This is a genomic window from Nitrosomonas aestuarii (assembly GCF_003046585.1).
In the GTDB taxonomy this organism is placed as follows: Bacteria; Pseudomonadota; Gammaproteobacteria; order Burkholderiales; family Nitrosomonadaceae; genus Nitrosomonas; species Nitrosomonas aestuarii.
On record NZ_QAAE01000007.1, the window covers coordinates 81,844 to 101,051 of the forward strand.

Genomic DNA, 19,208 nt, shown 5'->3' on the forward strand with positions numbered 1-19,208 from the left:
CAATTTTAAGGAGCAGGTATTATGAAAGTCATATATTTTTTTGCCATGATATCTGCGCTGTTTTTGTTTTCGGGAAAAACTGTTGCTCAAGCGATTACTTATCAGGGTTTTGAATGCCTTAGTGCAGCGAATACGAATGACCCAACTCCGACCAATATACCTGCTGTTAGCCGATTTGAAGTCATTGAAGTGCTTGACGGTGGAATAGTGCGCTTAATCTTATCTGGTGGTTTGCCCAGATTTGTAAATGATGGTCAGAGTGTTTGTATTGATAGAGATACAGCAATCGGTTTTGCTGGAATTCCTGAAGCAGTCGGATCAGGGGGATTGCCATTTAGACTGGAGAGCATTGAGGCTACAGGTTATTTTAACGGGCAGGATTTACTTATCTCTGTAAATTCAATTTATACTGATTTGAGTGCATCGCGGGGGACATTTTCTTCATTCAGAACAAGCCGAATTCAACCAGTGTCCAATATACTTATTTTTGACTATCTGGCCAAGACGAATTCGTTTGTACTCGATAAGATAATCCATAACAAAGGATTTACTCAAACCAGTGGATCAACAGGTTCTTTAACACCATTTATGGAAACTATTATTCCATCGTTTGGAGAATCAGGGATATTTGCTGTTCCCCTGATTCTGACACCACCGTCAAGCATAGTTTATCGATTGGATAATTAAATAAAATCAAATAAGGACAGGCCTGTTACAGTCGCAAAAGATTTCTGTGCAGCTTCAAGATAGACTTGTTGTCGGTTGAGATCTGAGATTGCTTTAGCGAAATCCACATCCCGCAGTTCAGAAAGTCTTTGTTCATATTGAATCTCAAAGTCCTCTCCCATACTTTCAAGTGCTTCGACTTCCTGGAGCCTTGATCCTACTGATGCACGAGTGGAAAGTATATTTTCCAGGCTGTTATCCAGATTTCGCAGTGCGGAATTCAGATTGTTGGTTAGTAGTGTGCCGCCAGGTTGACCACTTGATGGTGCTTCCAGTGTGGTAATCAAATTACCGATTGTGGTAAATATACTTTGATTGGTGCTTGGTGACACAGTGAATTTGTCACCGTTTGCCGGATCACCTTTAATGCTGAATTGCAGACCGTCAAAACTGATAGTGTTGTTATTGGCGAATGCATTGCCCGAAGAGAGTGTGGCGCCTGATGTAGTGTCGACAATATCATAAGTCGCGACATTTCCGGAGACAGAAAAAGTAATATCGTAGCTGTGACCGGTGAGACTGGCTGGTGCAGTCACTGAGCCGGAATTTATAACACCGCTGCCCGTGTTTGTGGCATTTGCAGCTGTGACGAAAATACCGTTTCCATTTTTGATGCGTTCAAAAACATCTGTTCCAGAATTGCTGACAGCGATTTGACGGGAAGGTCCTACCTGGTTTAACCGTTGTCCCTGGTCACCGTTATACTGAACATTGAATCCTTTATGGGTGAATGGTTGAGTGTTTTCCTGAAAGCCGGAGAATAAGTAATTCCCTGTCCCATCGGTAATATTTGCCTGTCCTAGTAAAGCTTCAAAGTGTCCGCGCAATTCAATCGCAAGGCTTTTCCTATCTGTATCGCTTAAGGTGGGGTTGCCTGCATTTACAGCGACTTGCCGAACATCCTGTAAGTTAGAGGTAATACTCTGTAATGTGGTTTCAACCAGCCCGAGCGATGTCAGAGCATGGCCGCGATTAACAGAATATTGTGAATTTATGGATGCAGCTTGAGAAACATTGAGTGCCTGAGCGGCAGCAATCGGGTCGTCTGCCGGGGTCAGAATCCGTCTGCCCGTTGAAATTTGCTGTTGTGTTTTAATTAATGCATCCTGCTGGCGTAGCATAGCGATTGTGCCTGAATCATACATTCCATTTGTACTGACTCGCATAATTTAATCCTTTGGTCTTTTAACCGATTCTAAGTATAGATTCAAAAAGGGAACTGCTAATTTGAATTACTTTGCTTGAAGCTTGAAATGCATGTTGGTAACGTAATAGGTTAGCTGCTTCCTCGTTCAGGTTAACACCTGAAATAGCTTGTATGGATTGTTCCGTTTGTGTGACCAGATTTGCCTGTGCCTTGCTGGTAACTTCAAGTTCCCTTGTTTTGTTGCCAATCAGGCTGACCATTTCTCCATAAGATGCTTGAAATGAAGCTGTCCCTCCGGACACAGTTTTTTGTGTTTGAAGACCGGCTAGCAATAACGCATTGCGATTGTCTGCGTTACCATTGTTATTGGGTTCAATTGTAAATACATCTCCTGCAGCAGGTGTGCCACGAATCTGGGTTGTCCAGCCATTAAAGCTGATATCGGCATCTTCTGTATAGACCTGATTATTAGCAGGCAATCCGGTACCTGTTCCAGTGACATCAAATTGACCATCATAGGGTGTATGAAATGTGATTGTTACTGGCTGCTGTAGATTTGGATCAATCGGCAGTGGATTGACGCTGGCCTGATTAATGGTGGCATTGCCTGCATTAGTCAATGCTGCTTCAGTTCGTACAGGTGCAGCCGCAGCTATTTTTGCTGTATCCGAAATATTTACCGAAATACTTTTTGCACCGTTAATCGTGGGCTGAATCAGAAAACTTTCAGTGGCATTAATAGCAGCATTTGTAATACTGACGCCATCCATAGTCAATGGAGAACCAACTGAAGGCGCAACAGCGCTGTTGATCGAATTGTTATCCGATAATCGAGTGAGTGTATAGTTGGCACCGTCATATGAAAACTGATAATCACTGTTTGTTAAGGCACCTACATCACTGATGCTGGCAGAGATACTGGATGCAGGGTTGTTGCCGGCAGATGAAAAGACCTGTGGAGCAGGTGTCGAAAAGAAATCAGTGCCCAAAGCACCGTTGAGATCTAATCCCAGGCGGTGTTGCGCATTAAAAGTCTGCGCAAGGTTGAGCGCAATTCTACCTAATGAATTTTGTGTTTCACTGAGTGATTCATTGCGAAAGTTCAAAATGCCGCCTAAGCTGCCGCCTTGAATCTGGTTCTCTGGCAGGAGAATCGTTTTGTTGCCGGTAACAAGGCCAATGGCCACTTCCTGAGGATTGTCTGGCGATGTCATTGCCTTAAGTGACATAAATTGTGTTCCGACAACCAGAGCCTGGCCAGTGCCTATAAAGACATTTAAAGTGCCATCACGTTGTTTTACGACATCCGTATTGATTAGCTTGCTTAGTTGATTGATCATTTCATCACGCTGATCGAGCATGTCGTTTGCTGGATGGCCGCTGGTGCTACCCTCTGTCAGGAGTATATTACGATTGAGTTCTGAGATTTGTTTTGACAGTGAATTAATTTCATTAACATGCGTACGGACTTCGGTGTTTGCTCCCTCTTGCATTTCAGATAAACGCTGGTCCAGGCTATGAAATCGAGAAACCAATGCTTCCGCATTACTGATCATTGCTTGACGGGAAGGGGCTGATGAAGGGTTTGCTGCTACGTCATTTACGCCGCTGAAAAAATTCTGCAGCGCGGGTGACAACCCAGACACCGGATCGGCAAATAAATTATCAATTTGTTTGATCTGGTTATAATGACTTTCCAATTGACTGCTTTGTGTTTGTACCTGCAATAATTGGGTGGTCAGGAATTGATTATGGATACGTTGTACTGTTGTTACATTAACGCCACGACCAATAAAGCCCGTTCCTGTAGAGAGAGGAGTGCTGGTGCTTTGAAGCACTTGCTGGCGTGTATAGCCGGGTGTGTCCGCATTTGTTATATTATGACTGGTTGTTAGCAGATTGGCTTGTGCTGCATTTAAACCTGTGATTCCTGTGCTTAGAATACCCATCGTTATGATTGCGTGCTTAATGATTTGTCAAAAAATACCTGTATGTTTTAACGGCAAAAAAGTGCGTAGATTAAATTGTTTTTTGAGAGTATTAAATTGAATTATTCAATATACGTATGAGCTTATCTGCATATCGAGGATCTGTTGCGTAGCCAGCCTGTTGTAGTCCATTAGCAAAATCAGCAGCATTATTCGTATTGAGCACGTCTGCATATCGAGGATTGTTTGACAATAACCTGGCATAATCACGAAACCCTTCTTCGTAAGATTGATATGCACGGAATTTCTCAACCGTTTTTTGCGGTACGCCATTGACATATTCCGTTGTAATCGTTTCAACTGTTTCACCCTTCCAGTTGCTACCGGCTTTAATCCCAAACAGATTATGGCTTGGTGAATTATCAGGGTGACGTATTTCATGTTTCCCCCAGCCGCTTTCAAGTGCTGCCTGAGCAAGCATAAATCTGGCAGGGATGCCAGTAGATTCTGACGCTTGGCTGGCATGCGGCATGAGCGAACTAATAAAATCGGTTGTTTTATTGGCAGAAGTGCTTACTAAGTTATTAGATATGTTATAAATAGAGAGTTTTTCTTCTAAATTAGCCGTTTTAACAGGTTCCGGTGTATGTGTTGGGGTATGTTCACCTGTCCAGAGCTGTCGAGACTTGTCGGACACAGGCGTTGATGAGTTGGTGACTGCATCATCAGATTTTGGCATAATCAATCCCGGGTGAGTAATTGACCAAGGCTGTTGAAATGGGTTAATTGCGGAAGAAGTATTAGGTTTACTTATTGAGTTATTTGACACAGGATCTTCTGTTATACCAGTCAATGACTCTGAATGTTCCGGTGCATTATAAGTGCGTGTTAATTGCTCAACCATGATATCTGCCAGTCCGATTCCTTTAGCCGACATGGTTTGGGCCAGCTGTTGATCGTACATTTCTGTGTAAAACTGTGTTTGTTGCGTGTCTGTCAAGCCGCTTTTAAGTGTTGCATCCCGCATGCTTTTTATCAGCATCTGTAGAAACAATGCTTCAAACTGTTTGGCGGCCTCGCGCAATGCTTTTTTTGAATCCTGTTTTGACAACAGGTGAAGATCGTCGACACTCTTCGTATCGATAGCAAGTCTGCTGGTTAAATCAAGTGAATTCATCATGATCGTTGTGACCTTATATTATTTCTAGTTCAGCACGTAAAGAGCCCGCTGCTTTTAATGCCTGCAAAATAGATAATAAATCCTGTGTAGTTGCACCGATAGCTGTTAATGCTTTTACAACTTCACCCAAGTCTGCTCCAGTGGATAAGAGCATCAGATTACCTTCATCACTCCGGATTTCAACTTGTGCACGCTGTGCTACAACTGTTTCACCGCGTTGGGCAAATGGACCGGGTTGACTTATCACGGGTTCGTTATTAATGATAATGGACAGGTTACCGTGTGCTATGGCACTGGATTCAAGTGTGACGGCCTGATTCATGGCGACTGAGCCGGTGCGAGAATTAACAATAACTTTTGCTGCATCTCTGGCCGGTGTAATCTCAAGACTCTCTATCTGCGAGATAAACATGACGCGCTGGTTATTGTCAATGGGTGCTCTAACCTGAACTGATCGACCGTCAATAGCAGCGGCGGCGTTGGGATAAAAGCCGTTAATGGCATTGACAATAAGTTTGACGTTTGTGAAATTGGTCGTATTGAGCTCCAAGTTAATATATTCAGCCTGACCAAGTGCTGAAGGAACAGCACGTTCAACAGTGGCACCGCCGCTGATTCTGCCGGCGTTTAGATGATTAACTTGCACGCTGCTTCCAGCGGCAGCAGCACCTGCGCCGCCAACCAGTATGTTGCCTTGAGCCATCGCATAAACCTGATTGTCAGCCCCTTTTAATGGCGTCATCAACAGTGTTCCGCCACGCAGGCTTTTTGCATTGCCCATTGATGAGACAGTGACGTCGATCATTTGTCCTGGCCGCGCAAATGCCGGCAAGGTTGCTGTTACCATTACCGCAGCAACGTTACGTAATTGAAGATTGGTCCCGGGCGGCAAGTTAACGCCTAGTTGTCCAAGCATGTTGATAATACTTTGAACAGTAAATGGTGTCTGTGTTGTCTGGTCACCGCTGCCATCTAGTCCAACGACAAGCCCATAACCTATTAGCTGGTTGTTGCGAACCCCTTGTATACTGGCCAGATCTTTGATACGTTCAGCCTGGCTGATGCATGGCGATAACAGTAGAAAAGCTACAATAAAAATCACCTTGATTCGAATCATGATAGCAACCTTCTCATTTTTATTTGTCGAGCATTAAATTTTGCAGATTTAGAATGGTGAAACATTAAGAAAAAACCTTGACAGCCATCCCATTGTTTGCGCTTCATCAAGATAACCATTAGCACGATACTCAATACGTGCATCAGCCACCTGGACTGAAGAAACGGTGTTGTTCATGATATTAATCGGGTTGATGATTCCAGACAGACGGATATATTCGTGTCCCTGATTAATACCAATCTGTTTTTCTCCACTCACCAATAAATTACCATTAGGAAGTATTTCAATAATGGTAACTGTAATCGTGCCGGTAAAATCATTGTTGCTGGAGCTGGCTCCCTTTCCATCAAATTTATTACCGGACGCAGCTTCCAGTTCTGTGCCGCCTAAGAAATTCAAAGGCACGCCCAAGATAGCAGTGGGAATTGAAAAATCGATACTGCCGGATCGATCGACATTGCTCCCTGAACGTTTACTGGCATTAGTTTTTTCGTTCAGGGTGACAATAATTGTGTCGCCTACGCCACGGGCACGTCTATCTTCAAAAAGAGGTGTATAACGGACAACGGGACCACTACTGATCGCCTGAAAAATCCCGCCATTTGCTTCAGTGGCGACTACAGGTTGCTGTGGTCGCGAAGTAATGGGTTGATGGATGGTGGTTGATGGTGTTATTGCGCATCCAGACGCCAAAAACACCATCGTCAATAAAATTAGCGTTGGTATTTTAGTTTGCAATAGCTGATCGTAAGTCATCGGTCGTTTCAGTTCTCAATCGTTTTATAATTGTGCTAACCTTTGCAACATTTGATCTGATGTTTCAATAGACTTCGAGTTAATCTCATATGCACGCTGAGTTTGAATCATGCCAACCAGTTCTTCCACAACATTTACGTTCGAAGTTTCAACAAAACCTTGATTTAGTAAACCCAGGCCGTTTGTTCCAGGTGCATTTGGATTGGCCACTCCGCTAGAGGCTGTTTGTAAATAAAGATTTTCTCCCACTTTCTGCAGACCGGCTGGGTTAATAAAGCTCGCCAGCTGGACATTACCGACCTGAATAGGTGTTGCAGAACCTGGCACCAGTGCCGACACTGTGCCGTCACGTGCTACGGTAATACTCAATGTATTAGGTGGAATAGTGATAGCTGGCTGTATGACAAAACCGCTTGAGGTGACAAGCTGCCCATTGACATCAGATTGAAATGCGCCGTCACGGGTGTAAGCCGTCGTTCCATCTGGCATTAAGACTTGAAAAAAACCTTCTCCCTGGATCGCGATATCTCGAGGGTTTCCTGTTTGTTGCAGGCTGCCTTGTGTGAAAATATTTTCTGTAGCGACCGGACGAACACCTACGCCGAGTTGTAACCCTGAAGGTAACTGCGTTTGTTGTGATGATTGGGCACCCGGTTGACGTATCGTCTGATAAAGCAAGTCTTCAAAAACTGCACGTGCGCGTTTAAAGCCGTTAGTGCTGACGTTAGCCAGATTATTGGAAATGACGTCCATTTTTGTCTGCTGGGCATCAAGACCTGTTTTGGAAATCCATAATGAGCGTATCATAATTTACTCCGTTGTTTTTTTCTTGTGGATCAACTGTTTGTCAGCTTGCTGTTTATGCTCTGACAACCATTATTTCGCTGGCTTGTTGTGCATTACGTTCCGCACTTTCAAGTACTTTCATATGCATATCAAACTGACGGGCAAGTGCAATCATGCTGACCATTTCGTGAACCAGATTAACATTGCTGCCTTCTAACGCACCATTTACCAGGCTAACATTGGCATCGGCCAATGGAACAGTGCCATCTTTCATACGAAACAGACCATCAGGGCCTTTCATAAGCTGGTTTTCAGGCGGATCAACAAGCTTGATTCTGCCAACGATGGCCACTGTATTGGGTAGGGGTGTTATCGGTACAGCCGAAACTGTACCGTCTTTGGCAATGGTGATACGGTTATCCTGGGGGAGAGAGATGATTCCGGCATCACCTATAACATTAAATCCGTTATGTGTCTGCAAGATGCCGTTAGGGCCAACTTGCAGACTGCCATGACGTGTATAAGCTTCCTCTCCACCGGGCAATTGTACGGCGATCCAGCCTGAGCCGCGAATAGCGATATCAAGTTCACGGTCAGTTTGCTGGATAGGGCCGGGTGTAAAGTCCGCCCCTGTTGTGGAGTCTACAACAAAGGCACGTGTTGGCAGCCCATCACCATAAACTGGAACAGCGCGAAAGGCATTTGTTTCGGCACGATACCCCGTTGTTGCTGCATTGGCCAGATTGTGGGAAACAGTCGCTTTTTGATTCAGCGTATGTGCCGCACCGGTCATTGCTGTGTAGATTAAGCGATCCATAGTCTATTTACCTGTTAGAGGTTTACGAGTGTTTGTAAAATCGCATCTTGTGTTTCAATCGTTTTGGCGTTTGCCTGGTATGTTCGTTGCGTGGTTATCATATTTACAAGCTCAGTCGTTAAATCCACATTTGAGCTTTCAACGGATGATGATTGAAGAACACCCATTGTGCCTGTTCTTGGCGCGCCCACCAGCGCTTGGCCGGAAGCCGGGGTTTCAGTCCACTGATTATTGCCAATTGGTGTTAAACCCTGGGGATTACTAAAGTTGGCTAATACGATTTGGCCGAGCGTTCTTGATTCACCGTTTGTGTAGTTTCCGTTGACAAAACCATCGCCATCAATCGCAAAACCGGCAATACTGCCTGATGAATAGCCATCCTGACTTAAGGCGTTGACGCCAAATGAAGTGCCGAATTGCGTCGATCCTGTCAAATCCAAATCAAAATCCAGTGGCGAAGTGGCGCCTAATGCAGGGTCAATTGTTGCCAGATCAACAGACACTGCAATCGGCGCTGCCGGCGCTGTTAAGTTGCCGTTACTGTCAAAAGTCAGTGCTTGAGAAGCGCCACCGCCCAGCGTTACGCCCACTGGCACCCCGGCGGGTGACGTTTCACCATCTACTGTGGCAAACATATCCCATGAATTCGCAGCATTTTTCTGGAAATATAATGAAAGAATATGTGTATTTCCTAAGCTATCAAATATAGTTCCGGAAGTCGTACCATTGTATGTCGTCGGATCAGTCGCATCGAAGGCTGGCAGGGGTGCAGGTACAGCGACACGAGAATCTAGATTTAACCCTGTACTAAAGGAAGAGGTTGGGTTAGGTGATAATGCAGCCGTAGAAATTCTTAAGTTTGTGGGATTGGCAGCCAGGATGTTGCCTGTAGCATCTGTGGAATAGCCGGTCAATTTCAGATTATTATTGTTAACAATAAAACCGCTGTCATCAATATGGAACTGGCCATTACGGCTGTAGGAAATCGCGCCATTGTCATTCATGCGAAAAAAACCATTGCCATTAATTGCAATGTCTAACGGATTGTTAGTTTTTTCGACGGCTCCTTGGGAGAATTGCTGTGCAACATTTGATACTTTGGCACCTATGCCTATTTGATTGCCGCTTGAACCTGACAAAGAATGCGTGTAAATATCGCTAAATTGTGCATGTGCCTGTTTAAATCCGACTGTGTTGGCATTTGCGACATTATTACCGATCACGTCAAGGCTTTTCGATGCTAAGTGAAGCCCGCTTAGTCCATGTTGAAAACCCATTATTTACTCCTTTTTAAAATATTTGTTTAATATCAGCCATGTTGATGAAACCAAGAGCTCCCATGTCTAGAATCGCATCATGTTTACCGGGAGAAACGCTTTTGACGAGACCTAATGCAAGTGGGTCGACAGTGATTTCGCGGTCACCCTGTTTTGCATTAATGGCAAAGCTATAGCTCCCATTGGCTGCATTGGCGCCACTATCGGTAACACCATCCCAAATGAATGTGTTCACCCCAGATGGCTGTGGACCTAAATTAAGCGTATGTACAGCAACACCTGTACTGTCCAGAATAGTAACGCTTAAGTTATCAACAGATTGTGGCAATTCAAATCCACCGATGGCTGCATTATTTTCAAGTGATAACATTGATCCGGGGGCTAATGCATTGTGTCCGATCAGGTTGGCTGCCTCCATGGTGCGACTATCTTCAACACCTGCGAGTAGCTGTTCCAGCGTGTCGTTCAGCTTATCTATGCCTGTTACCGTACTGATTTGTGCCAGTTGACTGGTAACTTCTGCATTATCAAGCGGGTTAAGGGGATCCTGGTTTTGCATCTGTGTAACAAGTAGTTTAAGAAACCGGTCCTGGGGATTATCAACACTATTTTTTTCAGACGCAGATTTGATGTTTGCTGTGGGAATTAGCTGGCTATTGGTTTCTTGAATTGAACTCATGATTGCGTGACTCCTATTGTCCAATGGTGAGCGTTTTTTGCAACAATGACTTGGTTGTATTCATCATATCGACATTATTTTGATAGGAACGCGATGCAGACATCATGTTGACCATTTCATCAACAATATTGACATTGGGTTTTATGATGTAGCCGTCCTCGCCTGCCAGAGGGTGGTTTGGTTCAAAAACCTTTTTCATTGGCGATGCATCATGTACGACACCAGCTACTTTGACGCCACTTGCACCATTCGCGTCCGTTTTTAACGTACTGAAAACAACTTGACGACCGCGATAAGGCTCGCCAGAGGAATTTGTAACGCTGTCAGCATTAGAAAGATTACTGGCGACTACATTTAAACGCTGAGATTGTGCGGTCATTGCAGAACTTGCAATATTAAATACATTAAATAATGACATGATTATCGCTCCTGAATTGCGGACATTAGGTTTCTGAATTGACCACTGATAAAGGTTAAACTTGCATCGTATTTGATTGAATTATCAGCAAAGCGGGTGCGCTCTGAGTCCATATCAACCGTGTTTCCGTCCGCACTGGGTTGGAGAGGAACGCGATACAGAGTATTGTTACTGATACCATTACCCTTATTTGTGCTGATATGCATCGATGAAGTTGTGGTGAGTGTTGTTGCTTTTGCTTTGGATGAAAGCGTTTCCTGCAACACGCTCGAGAAGTCGATATCCTTAGCCTTGAACTGAGGTGTGTCTGCATTGGCAATATTGCTGGCAAGTATTTCTTGCCTGGCTGCGCGCAGACTGAGTGCTTGTTGATGAAAGTTTACTGTTTTGTCTAACTTATTGATCATTTGAATTCCTGAGTTAAATGTTCCATCTCAATTTATGCATTTTGTGTGCCAACTATGCTATTGCATAAATGCCACTAATAAATGCACGAAAAGAACAGGAAATTACCGCTAGCTCAAAATTCTAAGATCACTTTTTATATTTAATATATCGTCTTGATGGCAATAATTGCCGAATGCGGCAAGAAGCGGCAAGAACATTTAGGAAAATATGATGCGGTGCTATATATTAAAATTATCGGTTTTTTTGATGTTTGCAAAATTTGCAGTGCCAGTATTTGCAGAAAATCATCGTTTGTTATCGCAATATCAGGAAATACCTTTAATACAGAAAGCGGTTGAAGAGTTTATTTACAGTCACTCAGTCAGTCCATCGGGCGAAGTAAAAGCTGAAGTTGGTCAGATCGATAAGCGTATTACATTGCCAAAGTGTGCAAGGCTTGAGCCTTTTATGCCGCCTGGCAGCCGATTATGGGGAAAAACTTCGGTAGGCGTGCGTTGTAATGAACATGTATCTTGGACAATATATGTACAAGCGGAAGTCAAGGTCATGGCGAATGTTTTGCATATTGCACGCCCTGTAACACGTGATCAAACGATTGATTACGGAGATATTGCGCTGCAGATTGTCAATTTGACTCAGATGCCTGAAGGCGTTCTTACCGAGTATATGCAGGCTGTTGGGAAGATTGCAGTGATGAACCTGCCATCAGGGCAGCCTCTACGTGGGAATATGTTGCGGGCACCCTATGTCATTTTGCGAGGGCAGAATGTAAAATTGCAAGTAAAGGGGCAAGGCTTTAGCGTAAGTTCGGAAGGCCAGGCACTGGCGGATGCAGCCGAAGGGCAGGTTGTTCAAGTACGCAATCCATCTGGCCGTATTATAAGCGGTTTTGCAAGACATAATTCTATTGTGGAGGTAAACCCATAAGGCACAAGCAGATCTGATTGCTTATCTGTATGGTTTATTTTTTTGTTATAGCGTTAAAATAATAAATTGAAATTGATTTCGTTCGTATATGATGATTTGACAGTCTGTTGAAAACTATCTGGGTTGCCGCTGTGACGTTGAAACAGGCTCAGAAGGCCTATTTATCAGATATAACTGGTTTTTTGCATAATTATGTCTTGTGTCTTGCATTGCCTGTCTCGAGAATTTTTTTAACGTCCTGTTAATATAAAAAAATTTTGATTAAATTGTTATGAAAATTGGAAGATTCAAACCATGAGCCAAGACAAAGCAGCAATATTTGATCAGCTAGCGCTGATTTTCCAAGATACCTTTATTGAAAACAGCTGCACTTTTTCAATTGATACGACCAGAGATGATGTAGAAGAATGGGACAGTTTAAGTCATATAAGATTGTTGACTGCCATTGAAGCAGGTTTTGGTATCCAGTTTGATCTGGATGAAATCGGAAATATGACGGATGTGGCTACTATTGTAGATCTTCTACATGAGAAATTAAAATGATGGTTTTTTCTGTATTTTCTCATGCATGATCTTCCCTGGTTACTCAAGCCCGCAGACGATTTTAATGAGCGTTGCGCGCAATTAGCAGATAGCCTGTCACCTGTCGATGAAGTGCTCGCGTTAGCTAATGCTGCATTATCTGTTAATCAGTCTAATCGGTTATATCGTGCACTACAAAAATTAAGTGCTGAAACACGTGCTGTATTATCCGGTACCTTGACGCCATTTAGATTGGGTATCGCGAGTAATGGCACTATGGATTTGATGATACCGTCAATGGTAACAGCAGCCATTCGAAATGGTATAGATCTTGAAGTAATTACTGCAGATTTTGGGCAAGTGGCGCAAGAGGCATTTGATCCGGTTTCTAAACTCAACCAGTCGCATCTGGATGCTGTTTTGCTCGCTCTTGACTATCGTGCTTATCCAATTTTTGCCGGTGAATTCAGCAGCTCCAATGAAAAATCCCTAAGTAATGAAGCATTGGGTTACTTACAACAAATACGAGAATCGTTCACAAATTACGGTGGCATGATCTGTATCACGCAAACTTTGGCTTGTCCACCTTACGAATTAAGTGGAAATTTTGATGCCCAGCTTGATGGCATGCTGCGTAGGGCGCTATCAGAATTTAATTTTGCATTGACAGAAGACGTAAGAACGTGTGCCGATGTTATGCTTGATATAGCTGCATTGGCGAATATGGTCGGTGTAAATCAATGGTTCGATGAGAGACAATGGTATATGTCAAGAGTGCCGATGGCCAATACTTTTATCCCGCTTTATACCGAATATCTAACAAAATTGATTGCTGCATTACGTGGAAAAAGCAAAAAATGTCTGGTTCTCGATCTTGACAATACTCTGTGGGGCGGAGTAATTGGCGATGATGGACTCGAAGGAATTCAGGTCGGACAGGGGCACCCGGTGGGTGAAGCGTTTTTGGCTGTTCAGCAGTGGGTAAAGGCACTTAAAGATCTGGGAATCATTATTACGATATGTTCCAAGAATGAAAAAAACATAGCACTGGAAGCATTTAACAAACATTCGGGTATGTTGCTTGAGGAAGACGATATTGCTGTTTTTATTGCAAATTGGAACGATAAGGCGTCAAATATTCGACAAATAGCAGAAATACTGAACATTGGCCTTGATGCGATGGTATTTGTCGACGATAATCCGGCCGAACGAGAAATTATACGAACGATGATACCTGAAATCAGTGTCCCGGAGTTACCAAAAGATCCTTCGCAATTTTTGCGCATATTATGTGCGGCACGTTATTTTGAAAAAATAGACTTTACCGATGACGATGCACAACGCAGTGCGCAGTATAAAAGCAATCTTCGGCGTCAGGAAATGCTGCAAACTACTCCCAATCTGACGGAGTATCTGGCTTCATTGGAGATGCACATCCGTTTTGTACCTTTTGATGAAATGGGCCGTAAGCGGATTGTGCAATTGATTAATAAAACAAACCAGTTTAATTTGACTACACGTCGTTACACAGAAGCTGACGTATTGGAGTTCGAAAAATCTGATCACTTTGTAACTTTGCAAGTACATTTGCAAGATAAGTTTGGTGATAATGGTATGGTTTGCGTTGTTATTTGCAAAGTTTACGATGATCATTGGGAAATCGACACCTGGTTGATGAGTTGCCGCGTTATTAAGCGCAGGGTAGAAGAGGCTGTGTGCGATGAGATAGTTGCACTTGCTCGTTCGTACGGTATCAATAAATTACGTGGTTTTTATCGTCCTACTGAAAAAAACAAGCTGGTAAAAGAACATTATCATAAACTTGGATTTGAGTTGATCAACTCAAGTGATTCTGAAGAAGTCTGGGAGCTTCTGACAGATCGATATCACATGAAAAATCCTCCCTTGAATATAGAAAAATCATCTTTAATCAGATGAATGGTGGTTAGTTAATGACGATGAGTTGGAATAAAATTGGAGCATTTCAGGTTGATCATGCGACTAGCTGTCGGTTTGCACAGGCGTCGGGTGATTTTAATCCTTTACATGTTGATTCCATTCTTGCACGTCGCTACCAATTTGGCTCAACTGTGATACATGGTGTTTGCGGTGTCTTTAAAGCACTCGATCTTCTATGTGGGCATTTAGGTTGTCCGGTATCAATCGCTTCTATAAAGGTTCAATTCACCAGGCCCATTTTGCCTAATGACAACGTAGAAGTTGTCATGCATCAATCCGCGGCGCACGCCCTGAAGCTCAGATTGTTAGTTCATGGGAAACGTGCGCAGGATATTGATCTGATATGGATGGGAGACTCTGACAAAAAGTCAGAGATGCCAAAGTATATCTCGATTCCGGTAAACAGGCCTCAACCTGTAGACTTACAGTTTGAAGATGCGACGGCTTTGGAAAGCCAGTTTAATCTTGTGTGGGATCCAGATTCAATACAATCGTTGTTTCCGCATGTTAAAAAGTATTTACCAGACAATCAGTCTGCTGTATTACTGGGTTTGACCAACATTGTGGGTATGCAGTGCCCTGGATTGCATTCTGTTTTTGCCGGATTTAATGTTCATTTTGTCCAGAATGAATCTTCCAGTGACGCAAAAATGCATTTTAAAGTAATCCGTAGCGATAGCCGTTTTTCAATGGTGACCATTGGCATATCGCATAATAAAGCGAGTGGCGAAATCACTGCGCTTTTTCGACCCAAACCGATTTCTCAGGAGAAATACACAGAATTCCAGGCACTTGTGTCAAAAGATCAGTTTGCAGGTCAAATAGCGCTTATCATAGGAGGATCGCGTGGTATTGGTGAGGTTGTGGCTAAATTAATTGCGGCAGGCGGTGGTCATTCTGTAATTACTTATCATCAGGGAAAGGACGATGCGGCCAGAATCGTCAATGAAATCCGGTCTCATGGCGGAAAATGCGATACAATTTCATATAATGTCTTATCCTCTGCGGAATCAGACATTACGAGCTGTTTTCCGGGCAAACGTATAACGCATATTTACTACTTTGCATCTCCATTGATTGAGAAAGGGGATCATCTAATTTGGGATGATGCAATTTTTCAGAAATTCTGCAGCTATTATATAAATGGTTTTGTTAATCTCATTGAAAAATTTCTATCTGATGTTGCATACAGTAGAAATTTTTTAACTGTTTTTACTCCTTCTACAATTTTTCTGGAACAACCTCAAAAGGGGTTTAATGAATATATTGCATCAAAGGCTGCGGTTGAAGCTTTAGTGCGGCAACTGGCTGCCAAGTATTCTGGCTGGGTATTTTGCGCGCCAAGACTGCCGAGAATGTTGACAGACCAAACCAGCGGTCTGGGTACCGATTCGACGCAGAACACAACTGAAGTTATGCTGGATGCACTTAACTTGATGAATTGTTTATCCCGTTAGAAAATGACAAATGATCGATTAATTACCGATAAAACAATGGTGACTGCAATTACTCATCATGATCTTGATGAGGTAGCCGGGTTTTTGCATCATCATATGAATAGTCGTTTTACACAGCAGGAATGGAAACAGGGTATCAGTAAGTCATGGCTGCCTGATGCGCCTAATTTTGGCTTCATGCTAAGATGTAATTCGCAAATTGTAGGTACCTTATGCGCTATTTATTCTGAACAAAATATAGCAGGTTGTTTGAAACGATTTTGTAATCCACATAGTTGGTGTGTACTATCCGATTTTCGTACGCGCAGTATTGATCTGGTGTTGTCGCTGATACGTCAGGAAGGATACACATATACTATGTTTTCACCTAATAAAGATGGGATTGAGATTTTCAAGTATTTAAAATTCAAACCGTTAGATGATCAGATCTTAATATTTTTAAATATGCCTTCACTGCTTGGGGCCGGGAAGATCCCGAGTCTACAGAGTTTTAAGCAAATTAAGGCATTATTACCGGAGCATGCTACACAACATTATGTGGATCACATTGATTTTCCCTGGCTTAATTTCATGTTTTTTAACGAACGGGACCGATACGGGTTTTTAATTTTTAAAAAACAACGTTATAAAAGACTGGCCAGTGCATGGATTATGTATGTGAGTGATGCCGCTTTATTTTGTCAGTGTTGGCCTGCTATACGGACGCATTTACTTATTAAACATGGTCTGTTTACCAGCAAAATTGAAGCACGTTTATTAGAAAACATTCGGATGAAAACATGGCTAGATCCGGAACAGGGTGCTCGAAAGTTTTTTTTGAGTAAGGAACTGTCAGCCGATAGCATTCATAATTTATACAGTGAATTAGTAACACTGGATCTATAATCTTTGTAAGAACTCAATCAAAAAAATGAAACTTGAAGATGAAATAATCAATATTGTGCGTGATGTGTTGGTGCTTGGAGACCGGGCGGATGACTTTAGCGAATCAACAGCTTTAATGGGTGATATTCCTGAATTTGATTCAATGTCGGTGGTGGCCATTATTACTGCGTTAGAAGAAGAATATGGCTGTGTTTTTGAAGATGACGAGATTACTGCTGATGTTTTTAAAACAATTGGCAGTTTAACGCAGCTGGTAGAATCAAAACTGTAGAAGATACCGTATGCACCCAAGATTGAGAATTACACCCAGTTTCATTCAAGGCGGTGTAGGAAAGTTATTTTCCATACACTATGCGCCGGACTGCATTACCAGCGAATCTGAGTGTTTTGTTGTGGCATCGTCTTTTGCAGAAGAAATGAATCGCTGTCGTTATATGGGCACAATGCTCGCTCAACAATTGACGCAACAGAATTTTGGTTTCTTAGTAGTGGATGCTTATGGCACAGGTGATAGCGATGGAGAGTTCAGGGATTCTAATTGGGAACAAAGCTGTCAAGACTTGATGACTGCGGTTTCTTATGCGGATACACTTGGTTATAAACAAGTATCAATAATGGGTGTGCGACTGGGTGCGTTACAGGCAATGCAAATTTCTGGTGCAATTAAAAACTTGAAACGCTTGATTTTCTGGCAACCTGTTATTAATGGGCAAGCAACACTGACCCAGTTTCTGCGTATAAAAATCGCAGCATCAATGCAGCGGGATGAAAAAGTTGAAACGACCCAAGAGATGGAAAAGCAGATTGAAAACGGTCAGTATATCAGTGTATCAGGATACGAAGTCGGACCGGACTTGTTTAGAGGTATTAAAGCTGCAAAATTTGAATCTTATATTGACGCTGTGTCTGTGCCTGTTGGCTGGTTTACTGTAATCAGCAGTACAGACAGGAAAACGCCACGTGGAGACTTGATGATGATTGAGAAGTGGCGCCAAAAAGGTGTGGCAGTTAATCATCAGGAAATTGTAGGCCCGCCGTTCTGGTTGGCACACGAACGTACGCTGGTTCCAGAATTGGTTGATGCGACTGTACGCTATGTTACCGAATCAGTCTGAACAACCGGTTTCTATTCCCTGCGAAGGAGAGACCCTAATCGGAATTGTCAACAAACCGGTGAAAGCTTGCAGGACAGGCGTTGTTATTATCGTGGCCGGAGGGCCGCAATATCGTGTTGGTGCTCACAGACAATTTGTAACCCTTGCAAGATTACTCGCTGGACGAGGTATTGCTTCCATTCGATTTGATCATCGCGGCACCGGAGACAGCACAGGTAAATTGCGAGGCTTTGTAGATATGAATGCGGACATACAAAGTGCAATCGATACTTTATTCGACCGTGTGCCTGAGATTGAGAAGGTTGTTTTGTGGGGAGAATGCGAATCTGCGACCGCCAGCGCATTCTTTAGCTACTTGGACACGCGTGTCCAAGGTATTTTTATGGTTAATCCCTGGATTAGAACGGATGTCGGTCTGGCGAAAACCATAATCAAGCATTACTACTGGCAGCGTATAATGCAAAAATCTTTTTGGAAAAAAGTCATGTCTGGTAAGTTTTCAGCAACAAACTCGTTGAAATCTATCGTGAAAATGATGCAATCAATTTTTACAAGACCAGAAAATGTTTCACATTCCGAAATGAGCGATAATTTCATCGAGTTGCCCCTGCCAGAACGGTTGGCTAAAAGTTGTGAAAAATTTCAGGGCCAGATATTTATTTTGACAAGTGGGTTTGATTTCATTGCAAGAGAATTTAAAGATTATCTTAAATCATCTGAAATCTGGCAAGAAATAATTGCTTCGGGACAAGTTACTCTAAAAGATATTCCAGATGCAGATCATACCTTCTCCCGACTGGAGTGGCGAAAAGAATTGCTTGATCAAACAGTCGACTGGATAATGCGTCTCGACTCAAAACGTAACAATCAATCAATGTAAGTGTTGAAACAGCGCAGTCTGGCCTTGGTCCTCTACATCGTGAACCTGATACACACCGAAGTGGGCCCCATTTCTGGACAGGTATCTAAGAAGCTATTTTCTTTCGCATCAATCTGCCTTAGGCAGCTTAATGGACTCATAATAGACCTGATCCGGTATTGCCATCAAGGTCTGGTGTTTTCGGATCTCATTGTAAAACCGAGAATATCTTGCCAGTGATTGTT

Annotated in this window: 20 protein-coding genes; 9 read left to right on the plus strand and 11 right to left on the minus strand. The window is 42.9% G+C overall.

The window, feature by feature from the left end; genetic code table 11:
• Window positions 1-45: 45 nt before the first annotated feature.
• Window positions 46-687 (plus strand): hypothetical protein, encoded by a 642-nt coding sequence (locus C8R11_RS07925; RefSeq protein WP_146159093.1) that lies wholly within the window; start codon window positions 46-48, stop codon window positions 685-687.
• On the opposite strand, the gene flgL is transcribed toward C8R11_RS07925, so the two are convergent.
• The 11 genes from flgL to flgB all read right to left on the minus strand — a co-directional run bounded on the left by flgL (window position 684) and on the right by flgB (window position 11,238).
• Window positions 684-1,892 carry a flagellar hook-associated protein FlgL gene (gene flgL, locus C8R11_RS07930; RefSeq protein ID WP_107795239.1) on the minus strand — a complete coding sequence of 403 codons (1,209 nt, stop codon included), beginning with the start codon at window positions 1,890-1,892 and terminating at the stop codon, window positions 684-686. The genes C8R11_RS07925 and flgL overlap by 4 nt on opposite strands.
• A gap of 19 nt (window positions 1,893-1,911) precedes the next feature.
• Window positions 1,912-3,822 (minus strand): flagellar hook-associated protein FlgK, encoded by a 1,911-nt coding sequence (flgK, locus tag C8R11_RS07935; protein WP_244907603.1) that lies wholly within the window; start codon window positions 3,820-3,822, stop codon window positions 1,912-1,914.
• A gap of 91 nt (window positions 3,823-3,913) precedes the next feature.
• Window positions 3,914-4,981 carry a flagellar assembly peptidoglycan hydrolase FlgJ gene (flgJ, locus tag C8R11_RS07940; protein ID WP_107795241.1) on the minus strand — a complete coding sequence of 356 codons (1,068 nt, stop codon included), beginning with the start codon at window positions 4,979-4,981 and terminating at the stop codon, window positions 3,914-3,916.
• 13 nt (window positions 4,982-4,994) lie between these two features.
• Entirely contained in the window at window positions 4,995-6,098 is a 1,104-nt protein-coding gene (locus tag C8R11_RS07945; RefSeq protein WP_107795242.1) for a flagellar basal body P-ring protein FlgI, read from the minus strand.
• A gap of 48 nt (window positions 6,099-6,146) precedes the next feature.
• Window positions 6,147-6,854 carry a flagellar basal body L-ring protein FlgH gene (locus C8R11_RS07950; RefSeq protein WP_107795243.1) on the minus strand — a complete coding sequence of 236 codons (708 nt, stop codon included), beginning with the start codon at window positions 6,852-6,854 and terminating at the stop codon, window positions 6,147-6,149.
• Between the two features lie 24 nt (window positions 6,855-6,878).
• A complete protein-coding gene (gene flgG, locus C8R11_RS07955; protein WP_090700243.1) occupies window positions 6,879-7,661 on the minus strand; it encodes a flagellar basal-body rod protein FlgG in 783 nt (260 codons plus the stop codon).
• Between the two features lie 52 nt (window positions 7,662-7,713).
• The gene (flgF, locus tag C8R11_RS07960) at window positions 7,714-8,457 is read right to left on the minus strand and encodes a flagellar basal-body rod protein FlgF (protein WP_090700240.1); all 744 of its coding nucleotides are present in this window, start codon (window positions 8,455-8,457) and stop codon (window positions 7,714-7,716) included.
• A gap of 14 nt (window positions 8,458-8,471) precedes the next feature.
• Complete coding sequence (flgE, locus tag C8R11_RS07965) at window positions 8,472-9,734, minus strand: flagellar hook protein FlgE (protein ID WP_107795244.1); 1,263 nt, start codon at window positions 9,732-9,734, stop codon at window positions 8,472-8,474.
• Window positions 9,735-9,747: 13 nt separating this feature from the next.
• Window positions 9,748-10,413 (minus strand): flagellar hook assembly protein FlgD, encoded by a 666-nt coding sequence (locus C8R11_RS07970; protein WP_107795245.1) that lies wholly within the window; start codon window positions 10,411-10,413, stop codon window positions 9,748-9,750.
• Between the two features lie 13 nt (window positions 10,414-10,426).
• Complete coding sequence (flgC, locus tag C8R11_RS07975; protein WP_090700235.1) at window positions 10,427-10,831, minus strand: flagellar basal body rod protein FlgC; 405 nt, start codon at window positions 10,829-10,831, stop codon at window positions 10,427-10,429.
• Between the two features lie 2 nt (window positions 10,832-10,833).
• Window positions 10,834-11,238 carry a flagellar basal body rod protein FlgB gene (flgB, locus tag C8R11_RS07980; RefSeq protein ID WP_090700233.1) on the minus strand — a complete coding sequence of 135 codons (405 nt, stop codon included), beginning with the start codon at window positions 11,236-11,238 and terminating at the stop codon, window positions 10,834-10,836.
• A gap of 247 nt (window positions 11,239-11,485) precedes the next feature.
• On the opposite strand from flgB, the gene flgA reads away from it, so the two are divergent.
• The 8 genes from flgA (at window position 11,486) to C8R11_RS08020 (ending at window position 18,984) form a co-directional block, all read left to right on the plus strand.
• Complete coding sequence (gene flgA, locus C8R11_RS07985; RefSeq protein WP_244907604.1) at window positions 11,486-12,166, plus strand: flagellar basal body P-ring formation chaperone FlgA; 681 nt, start codon at window positions 11,486-11,488, stop codon at window positions 12,164-12,166.
• 294 nt (window positions 12,167-12,460) lie between these two features.
• The gene (locus C8R11_RS07990; RefSeq protein ID WP_107795247.1) at window positions 12,461-12,709 is read left to right on the plus strand and encodes an acyl carrier protein; all 249 of its coding nucleotides are present in this window, start codon (window positions 12,461-12,463) and stop codon (window positions 12,707-12,709) included.
• 21 nt (window positions 12,710-12,730) lie between these two features.
• Window positions 12,731-14,626, plus strand: a complete 1,896-nt coding sequence (locus C8R11_RS07995; RefSeq protein ID WP_107795248.1) for an HAD-IIIC family phosphatase — start codon at window positions 12,731-12,733, stop codon at window positions 14,624-14,626.
• A 20-nt stretch (window positions 14,627-14,646) separates the two neighbouring features.
• A complete protein-coding gene (locus C8R11_RS08000; protein ID WP_181258199.1) occupies window positions 14,647-16,104 on the plus strand; it encodes an SDR family NAD(P)-dependent oxidoreductase in 1,458 nt (485 codons plus the stop codon).
• Between the two features lie 3 nt (window positions 16,105-16,107).
• Window positions 16,108-16,989, plus strand: a complete 882-nt coding sequence (locus C8R11_RS08005) for a hypothetical protein (RefSeq protein WP_107795250.1) — start codon at window positions 16,108-16,110, stop codon at window positions 16,987-16,989.
• A gap of 25 nt (window positions 16,990-17,014) precedes the next feature.
• Complete coding sequence (locus C8R11_RS08010) at window positions 17,015-17,260, plus strand: acyl carrier protein (protein WP_090700221.1); 246 nt, start codon at window positions 17,015-17,017, stop codon at window positions 17,258-17,260.
• 10 nt (window positions 17,261-17,270) lie between these two features.
• Window positions 17,271-18,104, plus strand: a complete 834-nt coding sequence (locus tag C8R11_RS08015) for a hydrolase 2, exosortase A system-associated (RefSeq protein ID WP_107795251.1) — start codon at window positions 17,271-17,273, stop codon at window positions 18,102-18,104.
• The gene (locus C8R11_RS08020; RefSeq protein ID WP_181258200.1) at window positions 18,085-18,984 is read left to right on the plus strand and encodes a hydrolase 1, exosortase A system-associated; all 900 of its coding nucleotides are present in this window, start codon (window positions 18,085-18,087) and stop codon (window positions 18,982-18,984) included. The genes C8R11_RS08015 and C8R11_RS08020 overlap by 20 nt, the downstream gene beginning before the upstream one ends.
• Window positions 18,985-19,208 lie beyond the last annotated feature (224 nt).